Annotated in this window: 15 protein-coding genes; 10 read left to right on the forward strand and 5 right to left on the reverse strand. The window is 44.9% G+C overall.

What is annotated here, in order from left to right; all coding sequences use genetic code 11:
* Positions 1 to 63: 63 nt before the first annotated feature.
* Positions 64 to 1209 carry an acyl-CoA dehydrogenase family protein gene (locus K245_RS23410; RefSeq protein ID WP_051283939.1) on the reverse strand — a complete coding sequence of 382 codons (1146 nt, stop codon included), beginning with the start codon at positions 1207 to 1209 and terminating at the stop codon, positions 64 to 66.
* A gap of 627 nt (positions 1210 to 1836) precedes the next feature.
* Here K245_RS23410 and K245_RS0106680 point away from each other — a divergent pair.
* The 10 genes from K245_RS0106680 to K245_RS23425 all read left to right on the forward strand — a co-directional run bounded on the left by K245_RS0106680 (position 1837) and on the right by K245_RS23425 (position 18998).
* The gene (locus K245_RS0106680) at positions 1837 to 3843 is read left to right on the forward strand and encodes an FAD-dependent oxidoreductase (protein WP_027358669.1); all 2007 of its coding nucleotides are present in this window, start codon (positions 1837 to 1839) and stop codon (positions 3841 to 3843) included.
* A gap of 312 nt (positions 3844 to 4155) precedes the next feature.
* A complete protein-coding gene (locus K245_RS26430) occupies positions 4156 to 5649 on the forward strand; it encodes a CheR family methyltransferase (protein WP_051283940.1) in 1494 nt (497 codons plus the stop codon).
* 78 nt (positions 5650 to 5727) lie between these two features.
* Entirely contained in the window at positions 5728 to 6789 is a 1062-nt protein-coding gene (locus tag K245_RS0106690) for a chemotaxis protein CheW (RefSeq protein WP_198013842.1), read from the forward strand.
* Positions 6790 to 6816: 27 nt separating this feature from the next.
* Entirely contained in the window at positions 6817 to 8268 is a 1452-nt protein-coding gene (locus tag K245_RS0106695; RefSeq protein WP_027358671.1) for a HAMP domain-containing methyl-accepting chemotaxis protein, read from the forward strand.
* 438 nt (positions 8269 to 8706) lie between these two features.
* Complete coding sequence (locus K245_RS0106705) at positions 8707 to 10899, forward strand: hybrid sensor histidine kinase/response regulator (protein WP_027358673.1); 2193 nt, start codon at positions 8707 to 8709, stop codon at positions 10897 to 10899.
* Between the two features lie 178 nt (positions 10900 to 11077).
* Positions 11078 to 12163, forward strand: a complete 1086-nt coding sequence (gene cheB / locus K245_RS0106710) for a chemotaxis-specific protein-glutamate methyltransferase CheB (RefSeq protein WP_035276664.1) — start codon at positions 11078 to 11080, stop codon at positions 12161 to 12163.
* 133 nt (positions 12164 to 12296) lie between these two features.
* Positions 12297 to 13715: a hybrid sensor histidine kinase/response regulator gene (locus K245_RS0106715; protein WP_027358675.1), complete on the forward strand. Its 1419-nt coding sequence runs from the start codon at positions 12297 to 12299 to the stop codon at positions 13713 to 13715.
* A gap of 77 nt (positions 13716 to 13792) precedes the next feature.
* Positions 13793 to 15865, forward strand: coding sequence for a response regulator (locus tag K245_RS26435; protein WP_051283941.1), 2073 nt, complete (start codon positions 13793 to 13795; stop codon positions 15863 to 15865).
* Positions 15866 to 15995: 130 nt separating this feature from the next.
* A complete protein-coding gene (locus K245_RS0106725) occupies positions 15996 to 17030 on the forward strand; it encodes an HD-GYP domain-containing protein (RefSeq protein ID WP_027358676.1) in 1035 nt (344 codons plus the stop codon).
* A 297-nt stretch (positions 17031 to 17327) separates the two neighbouring features.
* Positions 17328 to 18998, forward strand: a complete 1671-nt coding sequence (locus K245_RS23425; RefSeq protein ID WP_198013843.1) for a methyl-accepting chemotaxis protein — start codon at positions 17328 to 17330, stop codon at positions 18996 to 18998.
* Positions 18999 to 19333: 335 nt separating this feature from the next.
* On the opposite strand, the gene K245_RS23430 is transcribed toward K245_RS23425, so the two are convergent.
* The 4 genes from K245_RS23430 to K245_RS0106750 all read right to left on the reverse strand — a co-directional run bounded on the left by K245_RS23430 (position 19334) and on the right by K245_RS0106750 (position 24148).
* Positions 19334 to 20695 carry an alkaline phosphatase gene (locus K245_RS23430; RefSeq protein ID WP_051283943.1) on the reverse strand — a complete coding sequence of 454 codons (1362 nt, stop codon included), beginning with the start codon at positions 20693 to 20695 and terminating at the stop codon, positions 19334 to 19336.
* Between the two features lie 162 nt (positions 20696 to 20857).
* Positions 20858 to 21580, reverse strand: coding sequence for a 1-acylglycerol-3-phosphate O-acyltransferase (locus K245_RS0106740; RefSeq protein ID WP_027358677.1), 723 nt, complete (start codon positions 21578 to 21580; stop codon positions 20858 to 20860).
* Between the two features lie 288 nt (positions 21581 to 21868).
* Positions 21869 to 22939, reverse strand: a complete 1071-nt coding sequence (locus tag K245_RS0106745; RefSeq protein ID WP_156906721.1) for a KamA family radical SAM protein — start codon at positions 22937 to 22939, stop codon at positions 21869 to 21871.
* Positions 22940 to 23047: 108 nt separating this feature from the next.
* On the reverse strand, positions 23048 to 24148 hold the full coding sequence (locus K245_RS0106750) for an ABC transporter substrate-binding protein (RefSeq protein ID WP_027358679.1): 1101 nt from the start codon (positions 24146 to 24148) through the stop codon (positions 23048 to 23050).
* Between the last annotated feature and the right edge of the window lie 543 nt (positions 24149 to 24691).

Below are 24691 nucleotides of genomic sequence, written 5' to 3' on the forward strand. Positions count from 1 at the left end.
TAAACTGGCTTCAGTATAAAAAAAGCCGGCATTACGAATAATGCCGGCATGGTTTAGTGGGAATTATCTTCCGGCAAGATAGGACATACCGGCAATTGTCTTGTTGATTTCAAGGCTCGATGCAACAACGCCGCCATGCATAGCATTACGGAAGAGTTTCTCAACCTTGTATTCCTTGGAGTATCCGTAGGAACCGTGAATCTGGACGGCCATGCGGCATACTTCCTGAACCATCGGAACAACAAAAACCTTGAGCTCGGCAGAAGCGACATCAAAAGGCTTCTTTTCGTCCTGGAGCATGATTGTGCGATATACCATAAGACGGCTGGCATCAACTTTGGTTTTCATTTCAGCAAGCATCCAGGTGAATCCCTGCATGAAACCAAGAGGGAAGCCGCTGACAACGCGTTCCTTGCTGTATTTTGCCGCTTCTTCAAGGGCGCCCTGGGCGCCGCCCACAAGAGCCGCCGCCTGCTGGATGCGCTCACCTGCTATCCATCTGAGAAGAATTTTGAAGCCCTTGCCCTGCTCGCCAAGGATATTTGCCTTTGGAACGCGTACATCCTTGAAGAAAACGTCGCATGTATCAGCGCCATCAAGGCCCATCAGCTCATAATGACCTGAAAAGGTGATGCCCGGGCTTGATTTGTCAACTATAAATGCTGTAGTATCAACTTTCTGGCCTTTCATGGAAAGGTCTTTGGCAAAAAATACGCCGTAGCCAGGCTTGTTTGCCATACTGATGAAACGTTTGGTTCCATTAAGTATAAAGTCGTCTCCATCAGGTTCTGCAACCATTGTGAGAGCCTTTGGGTCAGATCCTGTTCCTGGTTCTGTGAAAGCCATGGATGCCCAGGCTGTTCCGTCGCAAAGCGGCGGAACGAATTTCTGCTTAATTTCATCTGTTCCCCAGTGGCAGATTGTTTCTGCAACAGAGTTATTCATGAAAAAAGGAAGCATGCAGGTTGATCCGGTTTTCCCGATTTCTTCAGCAAACAGGATCAGGTTGAAGTTGGTGCTTCCAATTCCGCCCAGTTCCTTTGGGACATCCATTCCAAGAAGTTTTGCCTTGGCAAAACGCTCCAGAAGATCCGGCGGATAATCCTTATGTTCTGCCATGTAGGCATCAATTTTGGTAACTTCTTTGTCACAGAAATCTTTTGCTGTCTTCTGGATCATTTTCTGAAGGGGAGATAGATTGAAATCCATTTTGCTTCCTTTCCTTCTTTATGTTGCTGTTTTAAGGTTTATTATAACGATATCAAAGGGTATTCGTATCCATTATCAAACGTTTGCATGCTAAATTTTAGTCTGAATTTTTTTTGCATTGTACGTCTCTCGAAGACGGAGCCTGTGTGGCTCCGAATAAATCATATTCCTGAAGATCCGTTACCTATGGTCCGCTTAGGTGTCTCCAGACCTATAATAATTAGTACACTAAGTAGTTTGTCATGGTTTACCCTGTCAAGAAAAAAATGAAAACCATGTTTTCATAAATGGAATGCTGATTATTAATGATAGATATTTGATAATCCGGCATAAAAGCGACCATGAAAAATCCGGAATGATTTGTATGCAAAATATTCTTGACTCGCTTTAAAAAACCATATATTTAGTATGCTAAATAAACTAATGATTGATCATAAAAAGAAAAATTTGTAGGGTGTCGTATTTTAAAAGCTGATAAGCTAATGCAATACTTAATTATTTGAAGCTGATTGTATTAATTAAGGCTCTTAATAAAATGTATTTTTTTACCTTTTATATTTTGTATACAAATAATAAATTGAACTGTCACCAGAAGCAGTTAACAAATATCAAAAGAAGGAGATTCCCATGAAAGATCCTGTATTCCAGTCTATAAGAATCAATAATATGACCGTTAAAAACAGAATCTATCTTCCGGCAATGCATCTTAGCATGTGCGAGAACTATATGGTGACGGAAAGGCTGTGTGACTTTTATGCCGAAAGGGCAAAAGGCGGGGCTGGAATGGTCTGTGTCGGCTATGCGACAATTGATGAGCTTTCTGCAAGCAAAGGCTATATCGGTGCCCATGACGATGCATTTATCCCCGGCCTTTCAAAGCTGGCAGAAGCAATAAAAAGTAATGGAGCAAGAGCCGCTGTTCAGCTTAACCATTCAGGGCGCTACAATCATTCGTTTCTCACAGAGGGGAAGCAGCCCGTTGCTCCTTCTGCAATAGCTTCAAGGCTTACCGGTGAAACCCCGCGCGAGCTTACAGTGCCTGAAATAAAGGAAATCATCAAACGATTCGCAGATGCTGCGGCAAGGGTTAAAAAAGCAGGGTTCGATGCAGTGGAAGTTCTCTGCGGAACAGGATATCTGATCAGCGAGTTCTTCTCTCCGCTTACAAACCAGAGGACAGACGAATACGGCGGATCAGATGAAAACAGGATGCGTTTCGGCCTTGAAATAATGGCCGCGGTACGAGCTGCTGTTGGCCCTGATTTTCCTGTAATGATCCGCATAAACGGAAACGATTTCATGCCCGGCGGTCAGGGCAGGATTCCCCATCTCAATTTTGCAAAGGCAATGGATGCTTCGGGGAATATCAACGCAATGTGCGTGAATGTGGGCTGGCATGAAGCCCGTGTTCCCCAGATTGTGGCAAGCGTTCCAAGGGGAGTTTTCGCATTCCTTGCAAGGGGAATCAGGGAATCTGTAAAGGTTCCTGTAATCGCAAGCCACCGTATAAATGACATTGCAACTGCCCGTGAACTCATTGCGGATGAAATGTGCGATATGGTAGCAATGGGCAGAAGCCTTATTGCAGATCCATACCTTCCTGCAAAGGCAATGGCTGGCAGGGAAAAGGAAGTTGTTCACTGTATTGCCTGCGGTCAGGGCTGTTTTGACAACCTTTTTAAGATGAAGTCTGTGGAATGTCTGTGCAATCCAAGGGCAGGCCATGAGCGGGAAACAATCATCGAGCAGACAAAAACACCAAAGAAAGTCATGGTAATAGGCGGCGGAGCGGCAGGAATGAGCGCTGCCCTTGCAGCACATGAAAGAGGCCACGATGTGACCCTTTATGAAGCCGATTCCATTCTTGGCGGCCAGCTCTATCTTGCCGCTGCTCCTCCTGGAAGAGCCGAATTCGCAGAGCTTGCGAAGGACCTTGCTACCCAGGTTTCTGTAAACGCAATCAAGCTTAGGCTTAATACAATGGTTACACCTGAGATAATAGACGCTGAAAAACCTGACCACGTAATAATAGCGACAGGAGCAAAACCGATCACTCCAAGAATTCCGGGGATTGACAAGCCCCATGTTGTTCAGGCGTGGGACGTGCTTCTCAACAAGGCCCACACAGGAAAAAATGTTGTCATAATCGGCGGCGGAGCTGTTGGTGTCGAAACTTCCATTTTTCTTGCCGAAAAAGGAACCCTTCCGGCCGATGCCGTGAAATTCCTTCTGGTAAACAGGGCTGAAGATCCTGAAGTTCTTTATGAAATGTCCGTAAAAGGCACTAAGACAGTTACTCTTCTTGAAATGACCGATTCAATTGGAAAAGATATAGGACGCTCCACAAGATGGACAATGATACAGGAAATGAAACGCATCGGTATAAGAACAGGCGTGCAGAGCAAGGCTGTTGAAATCCTTGATAAGGCTGTGAGAATTGAACATGACGGCAATGTTGAGGAAATTCCTGCTGATTCAGTTGTAATAGCTGCGGGCGCCATGCCTTATAATCCTGTTCAGGAACTTCTTGAGAAAAAAGGTGTTCCTTTTACGGTCGCAGGCGACGCAGGTAAAATAGCCCTTGCTTTTGATGCGGTTCATCAGGGATTCCTTGCCGGAAGGTCGATAGACTGATTCAGATTCGCATCTCAATGATGGTTTTGTACTTTTAGGAGTCACCGCCTCCCTGAAAGGTGTATTCATAATAAAAGGGACAGCCTGTGAAGGGCTGTCCCTTTTTGATTTTTTGCGAGACCATCAACTTCATATGCCCGATGTTCCTGTTTTGATATAAAAAATAATGCCTGTGTTACAAAATATTTGCATGATATCTGTTCATATGCCAGAATAATTCATAAGCTTGCGAAACAGCCTTATTCTATTTGTCTTATCCTTATTTCTTTCTTTATAAAATACTGCGATTATCTACTGATTAACGGATGAATTATGAATCCATTAATGGAAAAAATTCATTTGGAAAGATGCTGCAATCTTATCGCCATGCGGACAGGCATAATAATCCGCGTGGACGAGCGCGGATCATTGCGTGATTATATTCTCACAAAACTCAGATCCTCATCGATTACGAGCGTGGAATCATATTTCAGCATCCTCGAATCTGACTCGACGGAAAGCAGGCAGGAATGGAGGGATCTGATAAACGGCATAACCATCGGAGAATCCTATTTCTTCAGGGACAAGGGGCAATTTGGCCTTCTTGAAAACAGGATTCTGCCGGAGCTTATAGAACTCAGAAAAAAGGAACGCGCCCTGCGTATCTGGAGTGCCGGATGTTCGACAGGCGAAGAAGCCTATTCCCTTGCAATTCTTGTGAGCAAATTGATCCCTGCGCCCAGCGACTGGAAGATCTTCATTCTTGGAACAGATATAAACGAAGAATTTGTAAAAAAGGCAGGCAAGGGCTTTTATGGCCAGTGGTCTTTCCGAAGAGTAGAGCCTGACATAAAGGAGAGATATTTTAAAAAACGAAGGGATCAATGGGAAATAGACGGCAGGATCAGGGATATGGTCATCTTCAGGACCATGAATCTTGTTGAAGAGCAGATTCCGGGACATTACGCAGATCTACACAATATGGATCTCATCCTCTGCCGTAATCTTTTCATATATTTCAGCAGAAATTCTGTGGCTAAAGTCCTGAAAAAACTGGTCAGTATCCTCGCTATCGACGGCTATCTCATGACCGGTCACGGCGAACTTCACAATCAGGAACTTGACCCTCTGACCCCTTTGATCTTTTCTGAATCCGTGATCTATCGCAAGTCAGGAATAAACAAAGGAAATACAGGGCAGGCAGTTCGAATGACAGTCATGATGCCTGAAAAACCGTTATCCTGCATTCAGGGAAAGAACCATGTCAGTTTCAATGCAGAAAAAACCGTTCACGTCACACCCGATTATCCTCGCCCGGCCATCATGGTTGATGAAAATGTTTTGGTCGAAGATATGAAGTCTCTTTTCAGGTCAGGAGATTATGCAGGCGTCATTAAAAAGGCAGGGGCTGCCCTGGATATTAATCCTGGAAATACCGACGCCTATTTTTTCATGGCAAGGGCGTATGCAGGCAAAGGGCTTTATGATGAAGCGTTAAAACAGCTCAGGCACCTGCTCGGATATAATCCGGTCAATACAGGGGCATATCTTCTTCTTGCCCAGATATCAGAAATTATGGGTGACCATGAAGGCGCAAAGGATTCGCTGAAAAAGGTTATATATCTTGATCCAGGCTCGGTTGAGGCTCATCTGGAGCTTGGCTCCATTTACCGGAAAGAGAAAGATCAGGTACGTTCATCCAAAATGAGAACCACGGCTTTGCAGCTTATTAACGCCCTGCCTCCTGAAACCGTATTTGAAATCTATGACGGAATCTCTGCCAGTGATCTGGGGAAATATGTGGCAAAAATGCTCGAAGATGAGTGATTCGCTCCATATTTTGAGTAAATCACGGAAGCCCTTTTTCCAAAACTGGAGATGATTTCCAAAACCGGAGATGATCAGATGGTAGATATTGATGGAGCTATTATGGAAACAGATAATCAATCATTTCTAACCTTCAGACTCGGAAGTTTGAAATTTGCCATAAATGTCCTGAATGTCAGGGAAATTTTTCATCTTTCCGAGCTCACCCCTGTCGAGGAAATGCCAGATTACATGGCCGGAGTCATGAACCTCAGGGGGAAAATAATCCCTGTCATGGACCTCAATCTCAGATTCGGAAGGCCCAGAGAACGCTATATGCTTACAGACAGGATTGTCACTATTGTCACTGAAGATGGCAATATGACAGGATTAATAGTCAGTGAGATTCATGATGTCCTCACCATTCCCGGGTCTGCCATGGAACAGCCTCCTTTATTCGGGCATGAAAAGGAAAGCCTTGCTTCTTTTGTTGTCTCCCTTGCAAAAACGGGAAGCGATATTTTGATGATCCTTAATCTTGAAAGGCTTGTCTATTTTTCATGCATGACTGATCAACTTGAAAAAGATGGGGATGTAGCCAGCGATGCAGGGGAGAAACTCGTTTTCTGCCCGGAAGCCTCGCCTGAAGAAATGGCCGTTTTTCATGCGCGCGCAATGGAGCTGATGGGGTCATCCGGGCTGGAAAGTATTTCAGAGAGCATACCTGTGGCTGTGGCAGATATTTCCGGCGAATTTTATGGCATTGACCTTGCCTCTGTGCAGGAATTTGCCATGATTCACGGCATTACCCCTGTCCCTTGCTGCCCGGCGCACATCATCGGAAACATGAATCTCAGGGGCAATGTTCTTACCCTGATTGACATTCGAGGCGTTTTTGATCTTCAATTTTCCGACGCAAAATCAGAAGCGAAGGCCATTGTCGTTTCAAGCGGGGACATTGTTGTCGGTCTGGCTGTCGATGACATCCTTGACATAATTCATATTCATCCCTCTGAGATGGTTGAGTCGCCATCGGGGCTGCGTGAGGGAAAGGAAAAATATATCAGGGGAACCGCGCCTTATGACGGCAGGATCATGAGCATCATAAATATCCCGAAAATTCTGGCCGGAGGTGAGCTGACGGTCAATGAAGAAATATAATCCATAATCAATAAAAAGAGGTGAATCATGAAAAACAGGTTCAGACTGTGGCATCGAATACTTCTCGGATATATGGTGCCGGTTTTTCTTTTTTTGGTGGTCGCTGTCATAGTCTTTGTCAGTATGCAGTCTTTCAAGGAGCATCTTGGTAGAATGAACCATGTTTATGCCTTTGCGGACAGCATGAAGGAATTGTCCCTTAGGCTTGCCAGCATGCAGAGATCTGTCAGGGGTTATATTCTGACAGGAGAGAAAGGCTCAAGAGATCGGTATATGGAGGCGGAAAAGGAGTTCCAGGATACGATTAAAACTCTCCTTGCGATGCCGGATGACGCGCGGCAGTCAGAAGATCTCAGAAAAATTAAGGATCTGGAGGGCAAAATCAATGATATCCTGAAGGCCCAAGTCGATCTTGTGGACAAAGGTGAAAAGGCAAAGGTTATTGAGCATTTTGAGGCCAATAACACCATAGGACTGGCCACTGATTTTCAGGATCTGATGGATGAACTGAAGAACAGGGAAATGGAAGAACTTAAAAGGACTACAGATAATGTTCAGTCAGGAATGGCAAGGATCAGCGTAACGATCATCCTTGGCCCCATATTTTGCCTGTTGCTGGCAATTGCTGCGGGACTATGGATAGCGAGCCGCATAGGCAGGACGATAATGGAGGCTACAACTGCCCTGTCATCCACTTCTGCTGAAATGGCGACGACATCCAGCCAGCATGAGCGTACGGCAAGCATGCAGGCCGCAATGGTAAGCGAGACAACATCCACCTTTGATGAAGTAGGAGCTTCATCCCGTCAGGTGGCTGAACAGGCCGAGTCTGCCGCATCCCTAGCACAACGGGCTTCGACGCTCACAAAGGAAGGGAATGACACTGTGCGACAGACAATGGAAGGCGTAAGAAGTCTCAGGGAAAAGGTTGTTGGCATAGCAAACCAGATTCTTCAGCTTGGCGAAAAAACAGGTCAGATAGGAGGACTTGCCAATATAGTCATGGATCTTGCTGGCCAGACAAATATGCTGGCTCTTAACGCTGCTGTCGAGGCTGCCAGGGCGGGCGAACACGGCAAAGGTTTTGCCGTCGTCGCCACAGAAGTGAGAAAACTTGCCGATCAAAGCAAAAGGTCAGCTGAACAGGCTAATCTTCTCATCGGAGAGATCCAGAAGGCCACAAATTCCACGATCATGGCGACTGAAGAAGGCACAAAAAGGGTCGAGGAAGTGACAAGAATGACTGAAAAAGTGGATGATCTGTTCAGATCACTTGCGTCTGCGGCCGCAAGCGTTTTTGAAAATGCCCAGCAGGTATTGCTGAACGCGAGACAGCAGTCCGACGCCCTTAAACAGGTGACAGAAGCCATGAACGAAATCGGCAGGGGCGCAAAAGAGACCGCCGCCGGAATCAGCCAGACCAAGGTAGGGATTCAGGAGCTGGACAGAACAGCGCAGATGCTCAAGGATACGGTATAAGACGATTTAGGTTCCAAAGAGTCATTTTTTGTATTTTCAGGCGCGCCTGGATTCCTGCTCCCTGTTTTCACCGGGACAGGCCCCGCCGGAATGACGGGAATTGGACTTTTTGCGGCTTTGTCAGATTTGATTTCCGAAAAAACCTAAAGTTTTTGTGGAGCTTTTTTCAAAAAGCGACCCGCCGGAGGCCCATGATTTTGGATTGATGATTTTTGAAATATCGGTTTGGTTACATCAAACAAAAATCCAAATTCTAAAATTAAAAATCCTGATGTCGGATTACGGACAAAGGGCGTCCTAATCCGACCTGCGACTTGGCCTGCGAATAGGCCTTTTTGAAGGCAATTTATCCATATAAGCGGTGACCCCAATTGTTTTTATGATTCCTGCCCGGCTTTGATTGACAGGGTCACGTTTGCGCCGTAACGGAGGCTTTAAATGATAGAGGATAAGGAACTCAGGGATATTTTTAAACTGGAGAGCGACGAACATCTCCAGCATCTCAACGATGGCCTTCTGCGTCTTGAATCCGAGCCGGAAAACAAGGCCATTCTTGAGGAAGTTTTCAGGGAGGCTCACAGTCTCAAGGGCGCCTCGCGGATGATCAATCTTACAAAGATCGAAAATCTGTCCCATCATATGGAAGACATTATCGGATCATCTCTTAAGGGAGAGGTTTCCCTGACCCCATCGCTTTTCGATACTCTCTATCATGCCTTGGATGTCATCAGGGTGCTGGTGAAGGAGGCTGTGGATGGAGTCTCAAGGGAAAATGTTCCTGTCTCTGACATTCTCGAACTCCTTAAATCAAGAGGTGAAACAAGGCAGCCACAATACGGGGATGAAAAAGCTGAGGACGGGAATATTAAAAATGAAAACCCAGGAGAAGAAGAACACGATCAGATTGTGTCCTGTTCTTCAAGCACAGGAGATGACATATTCAGGATTGAATCCATCCGGGTTGAGACAAAAAAGCTGGATGATCTGATGACCCTGGTGGGAGAGCTGAATGTAACCAGAAGCCGTACTGTTCACAGGCTTTCTGAAATGGAAGAGGCCCTGGTTTTATGGGACGGGCTATGCAGAAAAGCTGATGAAGTTGATCATGAACTCTCAGTCCGCATGGGCGATGTTCTTAACCGCCTTAAAAATGGCATCTTTGAGGACAGTTCCAAGCTTGATCTCGTATGCGGGGATCTTGAGGAAAAAATAAGGACCACGAGACTTCTTCCAATGAATACCCTTTTCAGGCTTTTTCCCAGAATGATACGTGATATTTCCAAAGAACGTGGCATGGAGGCTGGCCTTGCCGTGACTGGCGGAGAAACCAGGGCAGATAAAAGAATCATAGAGGAAATGAAGGATCCTCTAATGCATATTATCAGAAACGCCATAGATCATGGTCTGGAAGAGCCGGCAGAGCGTGAAAAAAAAGGAAAGCCGAAAGCAGGAACGATTTGTCTCGGCGCTTTTCAGACAGGAGACTCTGTTATTATTGAGGTGGCGGATGACGGGAAGGGGATGAATATCGAGGCCATCAGGCAGACCGCCCTGAAAATGAAGCTGGACAGAAAAGAGGCGATTGAGGCCATGAACCATGATGAAATAATGAATCTTGTATTCAGGCCCGGTTTTTCCACAAGTTCTTTTGTGTCAGATTTATCAGGACGAGGTGTGGGGCTTGATGTGGTCAGGGCCAACGTGGACAGGCTTAAAGGGATTGTCCGGGTGGAGAGCGTTCCTGGTCAGGGAACCTGTTTCAGGATTCAGCTGCCTGTCACACTTGCAACCATCCGCGTGATGATAGCTGCCGTAGGAGATCTCAAATATGGTTTGCCGCTTGAATATATTGAACAGACATTCATGCTCAAAAGGAGAGATCTTTTCAAGATAGAAGGCAGGGAAACGATCAGGCTGGACGGGGCGCCTGTCTCTGTTGTCAGACTTTTTGATCTCCTGGAGCTTCCCCTTCATCGAAGCAATCGGGCCGGGAACCGCAAATCTGCTTCTGACTCCATTCCCTGTGTCATCATTTCAAGCGGAGGCCATAGGCTTGGACTTATAATGGATGAGATGCTGGACGAGCAGGAAGTGGTACTAAAGCCCCAGAGCAGGATTCTGAAAAAAGTCAGAAATGTGTCAGGAACAACAATACTCGGAACTGGCGAGATCTGTATGATCCTTGCCCCGCAGGACATAATAAGATCCGTGCGGAAGCGGGATCTGCCGGTTATAGCTGAAAATACCGAAAGCGAAACAGATAATAAGAAAAAAACCTTGCTCGCTGCTGAAGACAGCCTGACCACAAGAACCCAGATGAAACGCATTCTCGAGGGCGCGGGCTATGAAGTCGTAACAGCCGTGGATGGAATGGACGCTTATAATAAACTCGGAACAAGGGATTTTGACGCTCTTATAACAGATGTCATCATGCCTAATATGGACGGCCTCACACTTACCGCAAAGGTGAGGGAAGACAGGAAGTACAGCGAGATGCCCATAATTCTGGTTACATCCCTTGCCCTGGATGAAGACAGAAAAAAAGGCGTTGAGGCAGGAGCAAATGCATATATCACAAAACCTGGATTTGACCAAAAGGTGTTTCTGGACACCCTGAAGAGGCTGGTCTGATTACTCGATAACTTCATGCTCCTGTTTTCCGGGGAATGTCATGGCTGGCAAATTTTCGTTTACGTTAACAAGGCCATTAAAATTTCCTGGAATGGCTTTAAGTCGGTGTCTTTTAAATTCAACAATATCGGGAATAAATCTGTATGGGAAACCCCGTATCAAAAGAATGGAGACGATTATGAATGTAACAGGCGGCAACAAAAAAATCAGGGTCATACTTGTGGATGATTCCCAGATAGCCATAGCTGTCCTGAAACGCATGCTGGACACCTCTCCTGATATTGAGATCGTTGGATCTGCCATAAACGGCATTGATGCCATGAGAATGATCCTTGAGCTGAATCCTGATATTGTATGCACTGATTTTCACATGCCTTTAATGGACGGGCTCAGTCTGACAAGGCAGATAATGAAGACTTCTCCACGCCCTATACTTATTGTGAGCGTTTCTGTTTATGAAGGATCGAGGAATGTATTTGATCTGCTAGAAGCTGGCGCACTTGATGTTTATTGTAAGCCAAGGAACGCCCTTGATTTTGAGTTCGAAAGACACGCTGCCGAACTGATACGCAAAATCAGGATTCTTTCGGGTGTAAAAGTCATAAGAAGATGGAAAACAGATCAGTCCGCCATTACAGAGTCAGGTCAGGCGAGGTCCCTTGCAGGCGCATACGCTCGGCGTCCCGGAAGAATAGCCGTGATCGGAGCATCTACGGGCGGCCCCCAGGCCCTCGAGCGTATACTTTCCCGTTTGCCGTCGGATTTTCCCATACCTGTTGTCTGTGTTCAGCATATCACGGAAGGATTTATGGAAGGCATGCTGGAATGGCTGTCCACAAAATGCAGTATGAGGCTGAAATTTGCCCGGTCAGGAGAATATCCTTCTCCGGGTGTCATTTATTTCCCCCAGGAAAAAAAACATCTGGAATTCAGCGACGACGGGAGATTTGTCGTGTGCGAAGGAGCGACCTTCGAAGGTCATTGCCCGTCAATAACAGTCACCATGCGTTCAGCTGCGGAATGTTTCAGAGTTTCTGTTATAGCCGCTCTCCTGACAGGCATGGGCAAGGACGGGGCCGAGGGAATGCTTGCCGTACGCAGGGCGGGCGGATTCACCATTGCCCAGGATGAGGAAAGCAGCATTGTTTTCGGAATGGCGAGGCAGGCAATTGAAATCGGAGGCGCAGTGAGTGTTCTTCCTCTAAACGAAATAGCAGGAGCCATAATCAGTTACGGCGCAGGACTGAAGGGCGTTCATCCTTGATGGACTCGCAAAAAGTCCGATTACCGTCATTCCGGCGAAGGCCGGAATCCAGAAGTAACTGAAAATGCTGGATGCCGGATCAAGTCCGGCATGACGTTGATAACTTTTCTGCCTTATAATGAGGTATTAAATAATGATCGAAAAGAATGTCATAAATGACTGTTCCGCCATGAATCCTGGTAACTGCGACCTGATTGCCATTGCAGAGGACAGTCCTATTCAGTCCGAGATCCTCAGACGCATTCTCATTGAAGAAGGATATAGGGTGAATGCCGCTAACAATGGGGCAGATCTTCTTCAATCGATAAACAGGGAAAGACCCGCACTTGTGATCACGGACATAATAATGCCGAACATGAACGGATTCGAAGTCTGCCGAAGGATCAAGGATGACTTGAATCTCAAATCCATCCCTGTAATTCTTGTTACCAGTCTCACAGATCCGATGGATGTCCTCCACGGTCTGGAATGTGGAGCCGACGATTTCATAATGAAGCCCTTCAGAAAGGACTATCTTTGCTCCCAGATAAAGAATCTGATTGATGATGGCAATGCCATGTCGAGGGAAAACTCTGACGGGAACCTCGAACTCAGGTACGGGAAAAAATGTATTCTGGTGAAAACAGGGCGCAGGCAGATCCTCAATATTCTTGTTTCCACATATACCGACGCAGTTGAAAAAAGGCACCAGCTACAGGTTTCCCAGGAAGAGATTTCGCGCTTCAATGAACATCTGGAGCAGAAGGTTATTGAGAGAACAAAAGAGCTTGAAGCTGAAATTGCCAGCCGGAAGGCTGTTCAAGAAGAACTGGAAAAGAAGAACGAAGAGATCAGAACCGTAACCCGTCAGCTCTGGCAGGCCACAAAACTTGCCACAATGGGCGAGCTTGCTGCGAGCATAGCGCACGAGCTGAACAACCCCCTTGCGACCGTAAGTCTGCGTGTGGAGGCCATGATGATGAATAAATCCCATGAAAGTCCCGAATTCCATTCACTTGAGGTGGTAAGCCAGGAAGTGGAGCGCATGGGGAATCTTGTGGCCAACCTCCTCCAGTTTAGCAGGCGCAGTCACAGCCAGATTTCTACCATGAATCTTTTTGACGAAGTAAAAGGAACGATCGAGCTTATCCATTACCATCTCAAAAAAAGAAATATTCAGGTATCCCTGGATTTCCCGGATGATCTGCCCCAGGTTCATGCGGACAGGCAGCAGATACGCCAGCTTTTTCTGAATCTTTTCACGAATGCGGGCGATGCCATGCCAAAGGGTGGAATCCTCTTCATACGGGCAATGTCGGACAGCAAGATACGCATCGAGGTCGAAGATACCGGAACAGGAATAACACCCGAGAATCTTCCGAAAATTACGGAGCCTTTTTTTACGACAAAAGAAGAAGGAAAGGGCACGGGTCTGGGGCTTCCCATATGCCGCAGGATCATGAAAGAGCATCATGGAGATCTGCTTATTGAAAGCGACTTTGGCAAAGGAGCTAAAATAATACTCATTTTCCCTCTGACTACTTATAGAAACGGGAATTATCTGAAAGACTGATCCCATTTCGTTTAAAGACGGGTTTTTCCGCTATCACCCAGGTAGAGAGCTGGTTTAAGCCGAAGGAGATTCTTGAAATGATTAACGACTCAAGCAAAATAGGAAAGCTTCTCATCGTTGATGACGAGGTCGAGCTTATGAATGCGCTGACAGATATCCTGAAGAGCCAGGAATACGAAACAACAGGCTTTTCCAATGGAAGGGACGCACTAAAGGCGCTGAAGAAAGATTATTTTGACATCCTTCTTACAGATCTAATGATGCCTGAAATGGACGGAATCACCCTGCTTCGCGAAGCCCAGGAAATAGACCCCAATCTGGTCGGAGTCATCATGACAGGTCAGGGCACCGTTCATACGGCTGTCGAAGCCATGAAAACCGGTGCTTTTGACTACATACTCAAGCCGTTCAAACTTCCAGGTCTTCTTCCCGTGCTTTACCGGGCCATGGAGGCCAGGCGTCTGAAACTGGAAAACATCCAGCTCAGGGAGGCTGTCGAAATATACGAGCTTTCAATGGCAATGGCCTATTCCCAGGATCCCAGAATGATTCTGAACAAGGCCCTTGATGCGGCAATCAACCAGTGTCAGGCCGATGAGGGGTCAATAATGCTTCCGACGGCAGATGGAAAGGAGCTCTATGTCGCAGCTGTCAGGGGAATTGGGCGGGAGAATATTATGGGAGAGAGAATTCCAATGGGGCAGAGGGTCGCGGGATGGGTGGCTTCTAATTTTGAAACTGTGACAATAGAAGGCGGAGATGCGGATGAAAAGTTCAGACAGTCCTGTAACAGATCGGATATTCTGCGTTCCATTTCCATTCCCATGATAATAGGTGGCAAAATATTAGGGATTCTTAATCTTAATTTTAAAAAAGAATCTAGGCCTCTTAGCCTTGGACAGATCAAATCCCTCAATATTCTGATAAATATCGCAGGCTCGTCTTTGCAGAATTCCCGGCTTCATGCAGAAGTGAAAAAAGCTGAAGCCCAGCTTTACCAGGCGCAGAAAATGGAAGCTATCGGTGTTCTGGCTGGCGGAATAGCCCATGATTTCAACAATATTCTTTATGCCATGCTTGGATATACACAGATGGCCGAGAAAATTGCTTCTCCTGAAATAAAGGATTGCCTCAAGGAAGTTCTCACAGCTGGAAACCGTGCTAAAGATCTTATCAGGCAGATTCTGACCTTCAGCCGCCATACAGAGGAGGAAAAGCTTCCGGTAAGACTCGCCCCGATAATAAAAGAGAGTCTTAAACTAATGCGGGCATCACTTCCTGCAAATGTTGAAATAAAAAACAGTATTCTGGCAGAAAAAGGAACTGTGATGGCGTCTCTTTCCCAGATGCACCAGGTTCTGATCAATCTGTGCACAAACGCAGGTTATGCCATGCGTGAGAATGGCGGAGTCCTTTCTATAGACTTAAAGGAAATCACTGTAAACGAATGCTCCGCCCCATACGATCCTGAACTCTATCCTGGCAATTATATGATGTTGTCCATAACAGATACTGGCACAGGTATTGATAAGGATACTCTTGATAAAATTTTTGATCCTTTTTTTACAACCAAGCCCAAGGGCGAAGGTACCGGAATGGGGCTTGCCGTCGTTCATGGAATCATCAAGAGCCACGGAGGCAGGATAACGGTTTCAAGCGAACCGGATAAGGAAACTTCTTTTCATATTTTTCTACCCCAGGTGGAAGGAAGGGTGGAGATTGCCAGGGAAAAAGCTGAAAACAGGATATCGGGTGGAAATGAAAGAATACTCCTGGTTGATGATGAAGAGATGCTCGCAAGAATGCAGGCGATGATCATGAGCCGAATGGGTTATAAAGTGATGACAGAAACAAGGCCGGTCATGGCCCTTGAAATATTCCGCTCTGATCCGGGTGCTTTTGATTTGATCATAACTGACATGAGCATGCCTCAGATGACAGGTGTTGCTCTGGCTGAAGAAATTCATGCCATAAGATCTGACATGCCTATCATCATACTAAGCGGCGTCATCCCTGATATTGACCAGACGGTTGCGAAGGGCATAGGGATCAGGAATTTTATCCAGAAACCGGTTTCCGTCGAAGTTCTGTCAGGAGCGGTCAGGGAAGCTCTGGAAATAAAGAACGAAACTATCCGCGAGCAGAAATAGCTTTGAAGCGGGCATTGTGGAGTCCAAGATCCATATTTTTACAAGACAGCATGGCTGTTCACAATTCACAGTTAGATTTGGGATAGCAAAGCTTGAAAATTTACAAATTTCCCACTTATATGAGGCTTTCATGATGACTGATTCAAGGGAAAATAAAAAAGTCCTGATCGTTGATGACGATCCGATGCTCCGCAGTATGCAGAAGCTTTTTTTAGGCAGGCATTTTGATGTTGATGTGGCCGCAGACGGACTCGAAGCCCTTGAAAAAATCAAATATTTTATGCCTGACCTTGCCCTGATCGATATTGACATGCCCAGAATGGACGGTCTGACTCTGATGAAGGAACTGAATATACAAATCCCCGGCTTGCCCATTATTTTTCTTTCAGGAAGCGGAGACCTGGATAAGATACAGCAGGCACTTTCGGGATATACAGCCGATTACATCATGAAACCGGCAGATAATACGGATTTGCTCATCAGAATAAATGCGGCCCTAACGTCTTCGGAAAAAAGGCGTAAGGATTCTGAAAAAGCCATCGCCGCAGCAACAAAGGAATTAAGGGATATCAAGCTGGAAATAATCAACAGGCTGGCCAAGGCAGCGGAGCTTAGGGACCCTGAAACAGGCATGCATATCCTGCGTGTAGGCTATATGTCCGGGCAAATTGCTCTTGCCTCAGGTTTTGATGCAAAATTCTGCGATCTTATGGTATTTGCGGCACCCATGCATGACGTAGGCAAGGTCGGCATACCAGATCACATTCTGCTTAAACCAGAAAAGCTCACTTTCGAAGAATTTGAAATCATAAAAAACCACACCACCATTGGCGCACGCGTATTATCAGGCAGCCACCATCAGTTGATCCAGATGGCAGAGACAATAGCCCTCTCTCACCACGAAAGATGGGATGGATCGGGTTATCCAGGCGGACTTTCAGGAGCCTATATCCCTGTGGAGGGCAGGATTACGGCAATAGCCGACGTATTCGATGCTCTGACGTCCGAAAGGCCATATAAAAAGGCGTGGCCTGCTGAAAAAGCCTTCTTGGAGATTCAGTCCCAGTCAGGAAAACAGTTCGACCCTGAGCTTGTCACCTGCTTTTTAAATATAGAAGACAAGATTCTTAAGCTCAAAGACAAATTTATGGACGAGTTCAAATGATTCAGAATGTGTTACAGAACGAGTCCGGAACCAATTAAATACATAGATGCCGCATCAAGTCCTTCATGACTCTAAGGGCTTTCTCAAAAGGTGTTTTCCAAGGATGAGCATAGTCAGCTGAATTATTACAGCCTTTTTCAATTGTCTTTTCGGCTATGTAAATGTAATTATATATCCTGTTTGACAGCTGTTCTGCCCAGGAACTTCAATCTCCATCCATACTCATCTTTATTGCTTACTCCAATAATTATCGGCTCTTAAAAATAGGGGGGTGTTTTCATGCAATGGATAAAAAATATGAAAATAAGTATCAGGCTTTTTTCTTTTTTTTCGGCGTTGATACTGTTTCTTGTAGCAACGGGAGTAACGAGCCTTGTCAGTATCAGAAATGTTCATGAACATCTTAAAGAGATTTATATGGTTAGGATGCCTGGAATAGATTGGCTCATAGAATCGGACAGGGATTTGCAGCAGCTTCTTGTGTCCGAACGATCAATGATGTTTACGGATTCGTCATCTCCCCTGTTCAAGGAATTTTTGGCCGATCATGCCACAAATATGAAACAGTCCCTGGAAAGATGGGAAAAATACAGAAATCTCAAAAAAACTGAAAAAGAGCAGGAGCTTATTCCTGTTTTTGAAGACGCCAGAAAAAAATGGGAGAATTCTACACAGCAGGTTATTTCATATAGGCAGTCTGGCTCATCTGATTCGGTTCAAAAGGCTGTTGCCCTCAGTCTCGGAGATGCTAAATCCCATTTTGAGACCATGAGGGATCAGATAGATAAACTTACTGATATTAATCTGGAGCTTGCGGATAAGGCCAGCAAGGAAGCCCAGTCGATCTACAATAGAATTTTTATTACAATATCAACCATGGTTGTGGTGGCTTCTTTGTTTGGAATTGCCATGTCAATTATTCTGGGTTTAAGCATATCGAGACCTATAAAAATGGCTGTTGCCGGGTTAAAGGATATTGCCGAAGGAAATGGAGATCTTACGCTGCGTCTTCCTGTAACATCCAGGGATGAGGTCGGAGAACTTGCTACGTGGTTCAACGTATTTATAGAAAAGCTCCAGGGCATAATAAGGGATATCTCTGGCGGGGTAAAGACCCTGGCGTCTTCTTCCACGGAGTTGACTTCAATATCCGCGCAGATGAACCAGGGAATAAGAAGTGTGAGTAATAAGTCTTCTGCCGTTTCATCAGCTTCCGAAGAGATGAGTACAAGCATGAATAATGTCGCATCGGCAGTCGAACAGTCTGCAACCAACACTAACATGCTTGCCACAGCATCTGAAGAGATGTCTTCAACGATAAACGAAATAGCTAAAAATGCCGAAAAGGCCAGGGAAATATCCAGCCAGGCGGCCAGAAGGGCGGCGACTGCCACAGATAATATAGACCAGTTAGGGGTTGCCGCACAATCCATAGGCAAGGTAATAGAAACGATCACTGAAATTTCAGAGCAGGTAAACCTTCTGGCTCTTAACGCAACCATAGAGGCAGCAAGAGCTGGCGAGGCGGGCAAGGGTTTTGCGGTCGTTGCCAACGAGATAAAGGAACTTGCGAAACAGACCGCGGACGCAACCCAGGACATAAGGGAAAAGATCGAGGGCATCCAGGGCACGACCTCAATCACGGTAAAAGAGATAACAGAGATAACGGATGTTATTGCAGAAGTTAATGAGGTTGTCACCACAATTGCTGCGGCTGTGGAGGAACAGTCAGCTGCGACCGCAGAGATAGCCGGAAACGTGGCCCAGGTTTCAACAGGCATTCAGGACGTGAGTGTAAACGTCAACCAGAGCTCTTTATCTGTTTCAGAGATATCAAAAGACATATCCGATGTGAATGGTTCCATGGCAGAAATGTCAAACAGCAGTTCCAAGGTGGAGATAAGCGCAAGAGATCTTTCCAATCTTTCAGAACAGCTTAAGGCAATAGTGGATCAATTCAAGGTTTGATGAACTAGTAAAACCTCAAAAAAAGGCAACTTATACCAATTCCAAATCAAAGCGCTATCTGTGTTGGCATCGTCGTCAGCTCCTCAACGTACAAACCACTTACGTTTGAGTCGCTTCCTCCTTGCCGCCTTGATTTCATCTTTGATTTGAAAATGGTATTACTCATGCCGGACTCGATCCGGCATCTTTGTATTTTCAAATATTTCTGGATTCAGGCCTACGCCGGAATGACGGAAATAGGACTTTTTGAGACCTCGAAGTTTTTGCGGAGCTTTTTTCAAAAAGCGACTTGCCGAAGGCCATGCAGAAAATGCACATTTGATTAAGAATTGGAATCAGATGTGTTTTTTGTCATTATTAATTGCGGCATCCATGACCCTGAAAATGTCTGTGTTGTCTATGTATTCGCCTGTGAATCCAGAATCAAACGATGACAGCAGATTCGCAAAAAAGGCGTCCCTTCCGTCTGTCATGGTTTTGAAGATTTCTGATCCTTTGCCCTTTGCATATAAAGGAACCGGGGTATTAGAATGACTCCTGGAATGGTAAAACATTTCAGGAAGATTGTCTGCTCCCTTGTCTTTGACGAGTACGAATTCATTCGATTCCGAACCCCACAGATATCCTGTCTCATGATCAGCCGTTACAATCAGAAGCGTATCATTCCATCCGCTTTTTTTCTCAACCCATTCCAGCACAGACCGGACAGCATCGTTGAAGGCTGTCTGTTCCTCGATGGCCCTGGCCTTCTGGTTCGAATGATTTGCCCAGTCAACGGCTCCTCCTTCAACCATGAGGAAAAAACCGTCAGGATTGTTTGAAAGACTGTTTAGAGCTGCTTTTGACATGGTTGAAAGGGTCGGGACTTTTGTACTTAGGTAAGAACCGATTTTTTGCGGATCTCCGCTTCTTGCCTGGCGCAGGGTTGTGGCTGATCTTGCTATGCCCATCAGCTTCAGGGGGTTTTCCGTGCCTGAGGCCATTTTTTCAAAATCCTCGGCTGATTCGATATATTTCCAGACTCTGCCATCCTTTGCCCTTGCTCCGTCAGAGTCTGTGAGATCCTTGAATGCATCTTCCCCGCCGACGTATTTGTATTCGGATCGCCAGAATTTTTTTTCAGAATTATCATCATAAAAGGGATGACCAGCGCCCATGATTACATTGAGACCGCTTTCATAAATCATGTATCTGGCAATGGTTTCAAAGTTTTTTCTTGAATCGCTGTGTGCGACCATTCCAGCAGGAGTCGCGTGGCTGAACTGCACGCTTGTTACAACGCCAGTGGATTTGCCAAGGCTTTCGGCAATTTCAACGATGTTTTTTGCGTTTCTCAGATCAGGACTTTTGCCTAAAAGTCCTTGGCTGGTCTTGACTCCAGTAGCCATTGCAGTGGCTGCTGCGGCAGAGTCTGTTGCTGGATTATCCTTGTTCTTGTCAAAGGATTTCCATGCAGGCTCCGGACTATATGAGCCTTTGTCACAGTATGTCGTAACCAGGTATTTTACTGGGAAGGATTCGTAAACAGCCTTTTTGCCGGTGTAAAAATCAGATGCCATAATATTTCCGATTCCCTGGCCGTCGCTGATCATGAGGATTATATTTTTTGTGCCTGCTGCATGGCAGATTGCTGCATATGACAATGCAAACATGGCCCAGAACACCGTGGCCAGAAATATTTTTTTATTCCAAGGCATGTGAATTCTCTTTAAAAGGCTGTTTATGGAAGTAAATATGTAAAGGTGAAATTGGAGTTTTGCCTTGTGGGGTTGCAGGACTCGCAAAAATCAAAAAATTATAAGCCGGAAGGTCGCTTTTTGAAAAAAGCGACCCTTAGCATCAGGTTATCCATGAATCTGTCAGAATGCATAAGTCTCTTTATCCATCTGTTCAATGGTTGTCTTCATGGTGTCCCAGCATTCCTTTATGACTGTCTCAATATCGTCGATGGTAAGATTTTCCGTTTTTATTGGCGGAAGTACTTTTATCTCTGCTTTCACGCTTCTTAATCGTTTAAGATCCATATTGCTGACATAGCTGCTCACACAGATCGGAACAACAGGGACTCCCGCTTCTATCGCCATTTTAAAAGCTCCTTTTTTAAAAGGGAGCATGTTTTTGCCACGATTCCTTGTGCCTTCGGCAAAAACCCATATCGACTTGTTTTTTGTGGTAAGAGCTTGTGTCGAGGCGCTCATGGTGACCTTTGAGTTAGAGCTGTTTTTCCTGTCTATGAAGATATTTCCTGAAAGCCAGTAAAGCTGGCCAAAAAAAGGAAGATAACGAAGGTTTTTTTTGCCTATTGTCACGGTTCGCTTGGGCATTACACTGCCTGTAACAAAAAGATCGAAATTATCCTGATGATTTACGACGTAAACGCATGGCCCAATGTTTTTTAGACTGTCATAATTATGTCTTCTGATTTTTATTCCAAGGATTGCTGCTCCTCCCCAGGAATATATTCTGCCGAACCATCTGGTATTATCAGGATGAAAAGGCCTTATCAGGCAGATCAGGATTCCTATGGCTGCCACAAGTATGAAATAAAGAATAATTAAAAAAACCCTCAGGGGATAAAGCATAAGACCTCTTTGCATATAAATTTAAAAACAGAATTTGTGTCTGCGAGTATTTTTAGCGCCGCATTTTGATTATGGCAAGCAATGATTTTAGGGAAATATCATTCTAAAAAGGTAATATTTCTTCTAATTTTAAATCAAAGTTTCATATGTTAAGCAAATCTATGGCTGACCCGCAAAAAGTAAAAAAAAAGGGCGGCGGCTTCATGCCGGACTTGATCCTTCATCTTTGTATTCTCAGATACTTTTGGAACTGAAATCGGATTTTTTGCGATCTTGTCAAGTTTTTGATTAGGGAGAGTCTGGATATCTGAAAATTTTTCCTTCGAAATTCCTGACTTTGATCCATCCGTTTACGGCTTCCATGACATATTCCGGAAGAACAGGGGTTTTTCCGCCTCCCCCTGGTAGGTCTATCATATAATGGGGGACGCACATTCCTGAAACGTGGCCACGTAGAGATGCCATTATCTCGAGTCCTCTTTTCACAGGAAGTCTGAAATGGGAAGTGCCTTTGACAGGATCAGGATGGTGAAGGTAATAGGGTTTCACCCTGTTTTTCATGAGTTTCTTCATGAGTCTTCTGATTTCTTCTTCAGAATCATTGACTCCTTTCAAAAGAACACTCTGGCAGCCAAGGGCAATACCCGCATCTGCAAGTATAGAACATGACCTTTTAGCTTCTTCTGTTATTTCCGAGGAATGGTTGAACTGGATGTTTATGAATACAGGATGGAACTTCCTGATTATTCCGGCAAGTTCAGGGGTTACGCGCTGGGGGAGTACGCACGGAATTCTTGTGTGAATTCTAATTACTTCAAGATGCTTTATGGCTCTGAGGGAATAAAGAATTTCTTCGATTTTTTCGTCTTCAAGAAGAAATGGATCTCCTCCTGAAACAATTGCTTCCGTAATTTCAGGGTTTTCTGAAATATATTCGCAGGCTTTTTCAAGATCAAAAATATTGCCGAAAGTGTTCAGGCCAACCCTTCTTTTTCTCATGCAGTGCCGACAATACATGGCACATTTATTGGAAACAAGCAGAACTACCCTGTCGGGATAACGGTGAATCAGGCCTGGGACCGGAGACTGGATATCTTCACAGAGGGGATCAGGGGAGCTTTCAAGATCATCCAGTTCTCTCTGGTTCGGGATTGCCTGGGTAAGTGCAGGTTTGCCATTTTCTTTCATGAGCGAAAGATAGTAAGGGTTCACAAGCATGGGATAAACGCCGGAAACCCTTTCTATCTCCCTTGAATCAATATTCAGATAACCAGGAAGATCCTCTGCCTTTTTTACTGATGCGGCCAGGATTTCCTTCCAGTCGGTCATGTTTTTTGTGTATATGCAGCCTGAAATCATAATGCTCCTGAAATAAAAATCAGTCTGCTTTTTACGGTCTATTGGCGGCAAGTCAATAAAAACTTTCTTGTATGTCCGTGCATATTTGGGGCTTGCCTTGACTATCTTTTATTTTTTCATGGCATTCTGCCACAGCACTTTAAGTCCATTTCTGTTTCTTTTGCTCATTACAGGCCACAGAATCCTGTTTTTGCTGAAATATTCAGGGTCGTTGAGATGATGCTTGTCATTTTCTTCTTTTGTCAAAAGTTTTGCAGTCTGGATATTAACAGGGTCGCTTCCAAGTCCTCTAACCACAACTTCAGCCTGATATTCCGGACTGATAACAAAATTAAGCCATTCTTCAGCTATTTTTTTCAGGAAAGGATCTTTTTCCACATTTCTGGCAATAACAAAATTATCCACCCAGCCTGAGTATCCTTCCTTAGGCTCCATCATTTTCCAGGTTTCTCCCTTTTTGGCAAGGTCGCCAAGAGAAAAACCCCAGGTCGCTGCAAGAGAAAGCCCTTGAAGGTCTTCGGGCTTGTCCACTCCAATCCAGAATGATTTTGCATTATGAGCAAGCTGATGAAGCTTTATGCTGAAATCATCAGTCGCTGTGAGCTTGTCATAATCGGCAAAGTCTTCCTTTTTTTTGCCCATGGCCATGGCAGTAAGAAATGCATTCGCCTCATAATAATCGCTTGAAAGGCAGAATCTGCCTTTATATTTTTCGTCCCACAGTATGTTCAAAGAATCAGGCGCCTTGTCGAAATACTTTGTATTGTAGGCGATTCCGTAAGGGCCATGCGCGAAAGGAACACCGTAGATCTTGCCGCCTTCGGTCATGTAGTCGGCCTTGGACAGGGCAGGCAAAATATCCTTGTAATTTGGGATATTGTTCGGGTCGATGTCTATTATCAGTTTTTTTTCTATATAGTTGAATCTTTCATCCTTTATAAGATTATGAGAGGGCGAAATTATATGATAGCCCTTTTCCTCCGTCCTTATAGCGTCAAAAAAGTCCTGGGGGTCTGAAACCCTCGTGCTTACTTCAAGATGAACGCTTTTGCCGTATTTCTTGCTCATGTCTTCTTCAAACTGCTTAACTTTTTCACCAGGAACATATCCATCCCAAACAAGAAGTTTGAGCACTCCTTCTGCGAAAGAAATACATGGAAGCATTAGAATAATTCCCAAAATAACTATGAATTTTTTGAGATGTTTCATGGAATCACCTTTCTCCTAATTATTGTTTTTTGACAAAGGCACGCCTGATATTCTGAAAAAACGGAAAACAGAGCGCGGCAATTCTTAAAAACGATGGATGCTGACTATCTGGCTAAAAATAAGGAATTATATGTGAAAAAGATGCTTTGTTTTACGTGGTTCGGCACTATTCTCAGTATGTTTGGCTGATCAGAAAAACAAAAATCAGGAAAGCAGTAAAAAACTCATTTTTGGGGCATTCGCCACAATAAAAAAGTCTTTGCGGAGCTTTTTTCAAAAAGAGATCCGTTAGAGGCGCTCGTCATATTATCTGTTTAACTGTCAGACAAATAAGCTTCGTCTGACTTTGGTTGATTGGGTTAATTGCCTCGCCGGAGTCGGATCAATGTCGTATTACGAGCAAAGGGCGCTCTAATCCGACCTACTAATTGGCCCTTTTTACGGCAATTTAACCATACAAGGCTTTTTAAACTGAGAATTAGGCATAACAAAATTGTTTTTACAGGTAGTCTTGATACTACACTGAATGTAATTAGTGTTAAA

The sequence above is a fragment of the Desulforegula conservatrix Mb1Pa genome, from assembly GCF_000426225.1.
GTDB classification, from domain to species: domain Bacteria; phylum Desulfobacterota; class Desulfobacteria; order Desulfobacterales; family Desulforegulaceae; genus Desulforegula; species Desulforegula conservatrix.

What these genes read in the sequence shown, in the direction of transcription:
- K245_RS0106750 (WP_027358679.1), bottom strand. Translation starts at nt 24,148, where the DNA reads ATGAAACATCTCAAAAAATTCATAGTTATTTTGGGAATTATTCTAATG.
- K245_RS0106740 (WP_027358677.1), bottom strand. Translation starts at nt 21,580, where the DNA reads ATGCTTTATCCCCTGAGGGTTTTTTTAATTATTCTTTATTTCATACTT.
- K245_RS0106725 (WP_027358676.1), top strand. Translation starts at nt 15,996, where the DNA reads ATGATGACTGATTCAAGGGAAAATAAAAAAGTCCTGATCGTTGATGAC.
- K245_RS0106705 (WP_027358673.1), top strand. Translation starts at nt 8,707, where the DNA reads ATGATAGAGGATAAGGAACTCAGGGATATTTTTAAACTGGAGAGCGAC.
- K245_RS23410 (WP_051283939.1), bottom strand. Translation starts at nt 1,209, where the DNA reads ATGGATTTCAATCTATCTCCCCTTCAGAAAATGATCCAGAAGACAGCA.
- cheB (WP_035276664.1), top strand. Translation starts at nt 11,078, where the DNA reads ATGAATGTAACAGGCGGCAACAAAAAAATCAGGGTCATACTTGTGGAT.
- K245_RS26435 (WP_051283941.1), top strand. Translation starts at nt 13,793, where the DNA reads ATGATTAACGACTCAAGCAAAATAGGAAAGCTTCTCATCGTTGATGAC.
- K245_RS0106745 (WP_156906721.1), bottom strand. Translation starts at nt 22,939, where the DNA reads ATGATTTCAGGCTGCATATACACAAAAAACATGACCGACTGGAAGGAA.
- K245_RS0106680 (WP_027358669.1), top strand. Translation starts at nt 1,837, where the DNA reads ATGAAAGATCCTGTATTCCAGTCTATAAGAATCAATAATATGACCGTT.
- K245_RS0106715 (WP_027358675.1), top strand. Translation starts at nt 12,297, where the DNA reads ATGATCGAAAAGAATGTCATAAATGACTGTTCCGCCATGAATCCTGGT.
- K245_RS0106690 (WP_198013842.1), top strand. Translation starts at nt 5,728, where the DNA reads ATGGTAGATATTGATGGAGCTATTATGGAAACAGATAATCAATCATTT.
- K245_RS23430 (WP_051283943.1), bottom strand. Translation starts at nt 20,695, where the DNA reads ATGCCTTGGAATAAAAAAATATTTCTGGCCACGGTGTTCTGGGCCATG.
- K245_RS26430 (WP_051283940.1), top strand. Translation starts at nt 4,156, where the DNA reads ATGAATCCATTAATGGAAAAAATTCATTTGGAAAGATGCTGCAATCTT.
- K245_RS0106695 (WP_027358671.1), top strand. Translation starts at nt 6,817, where the DNA reads ATGAAAAACAGGTTCAGACTGTGGCATCGAATACTTCTCGGATATATG.
- K245_RS23425 (WP_198013843.1), top strand. Translation starts at nt 17,328, where the DNA reads ATGAAAATAAGTATCAGGCTTTTTTCTTTTTTTTCGGCGTTGATACTG.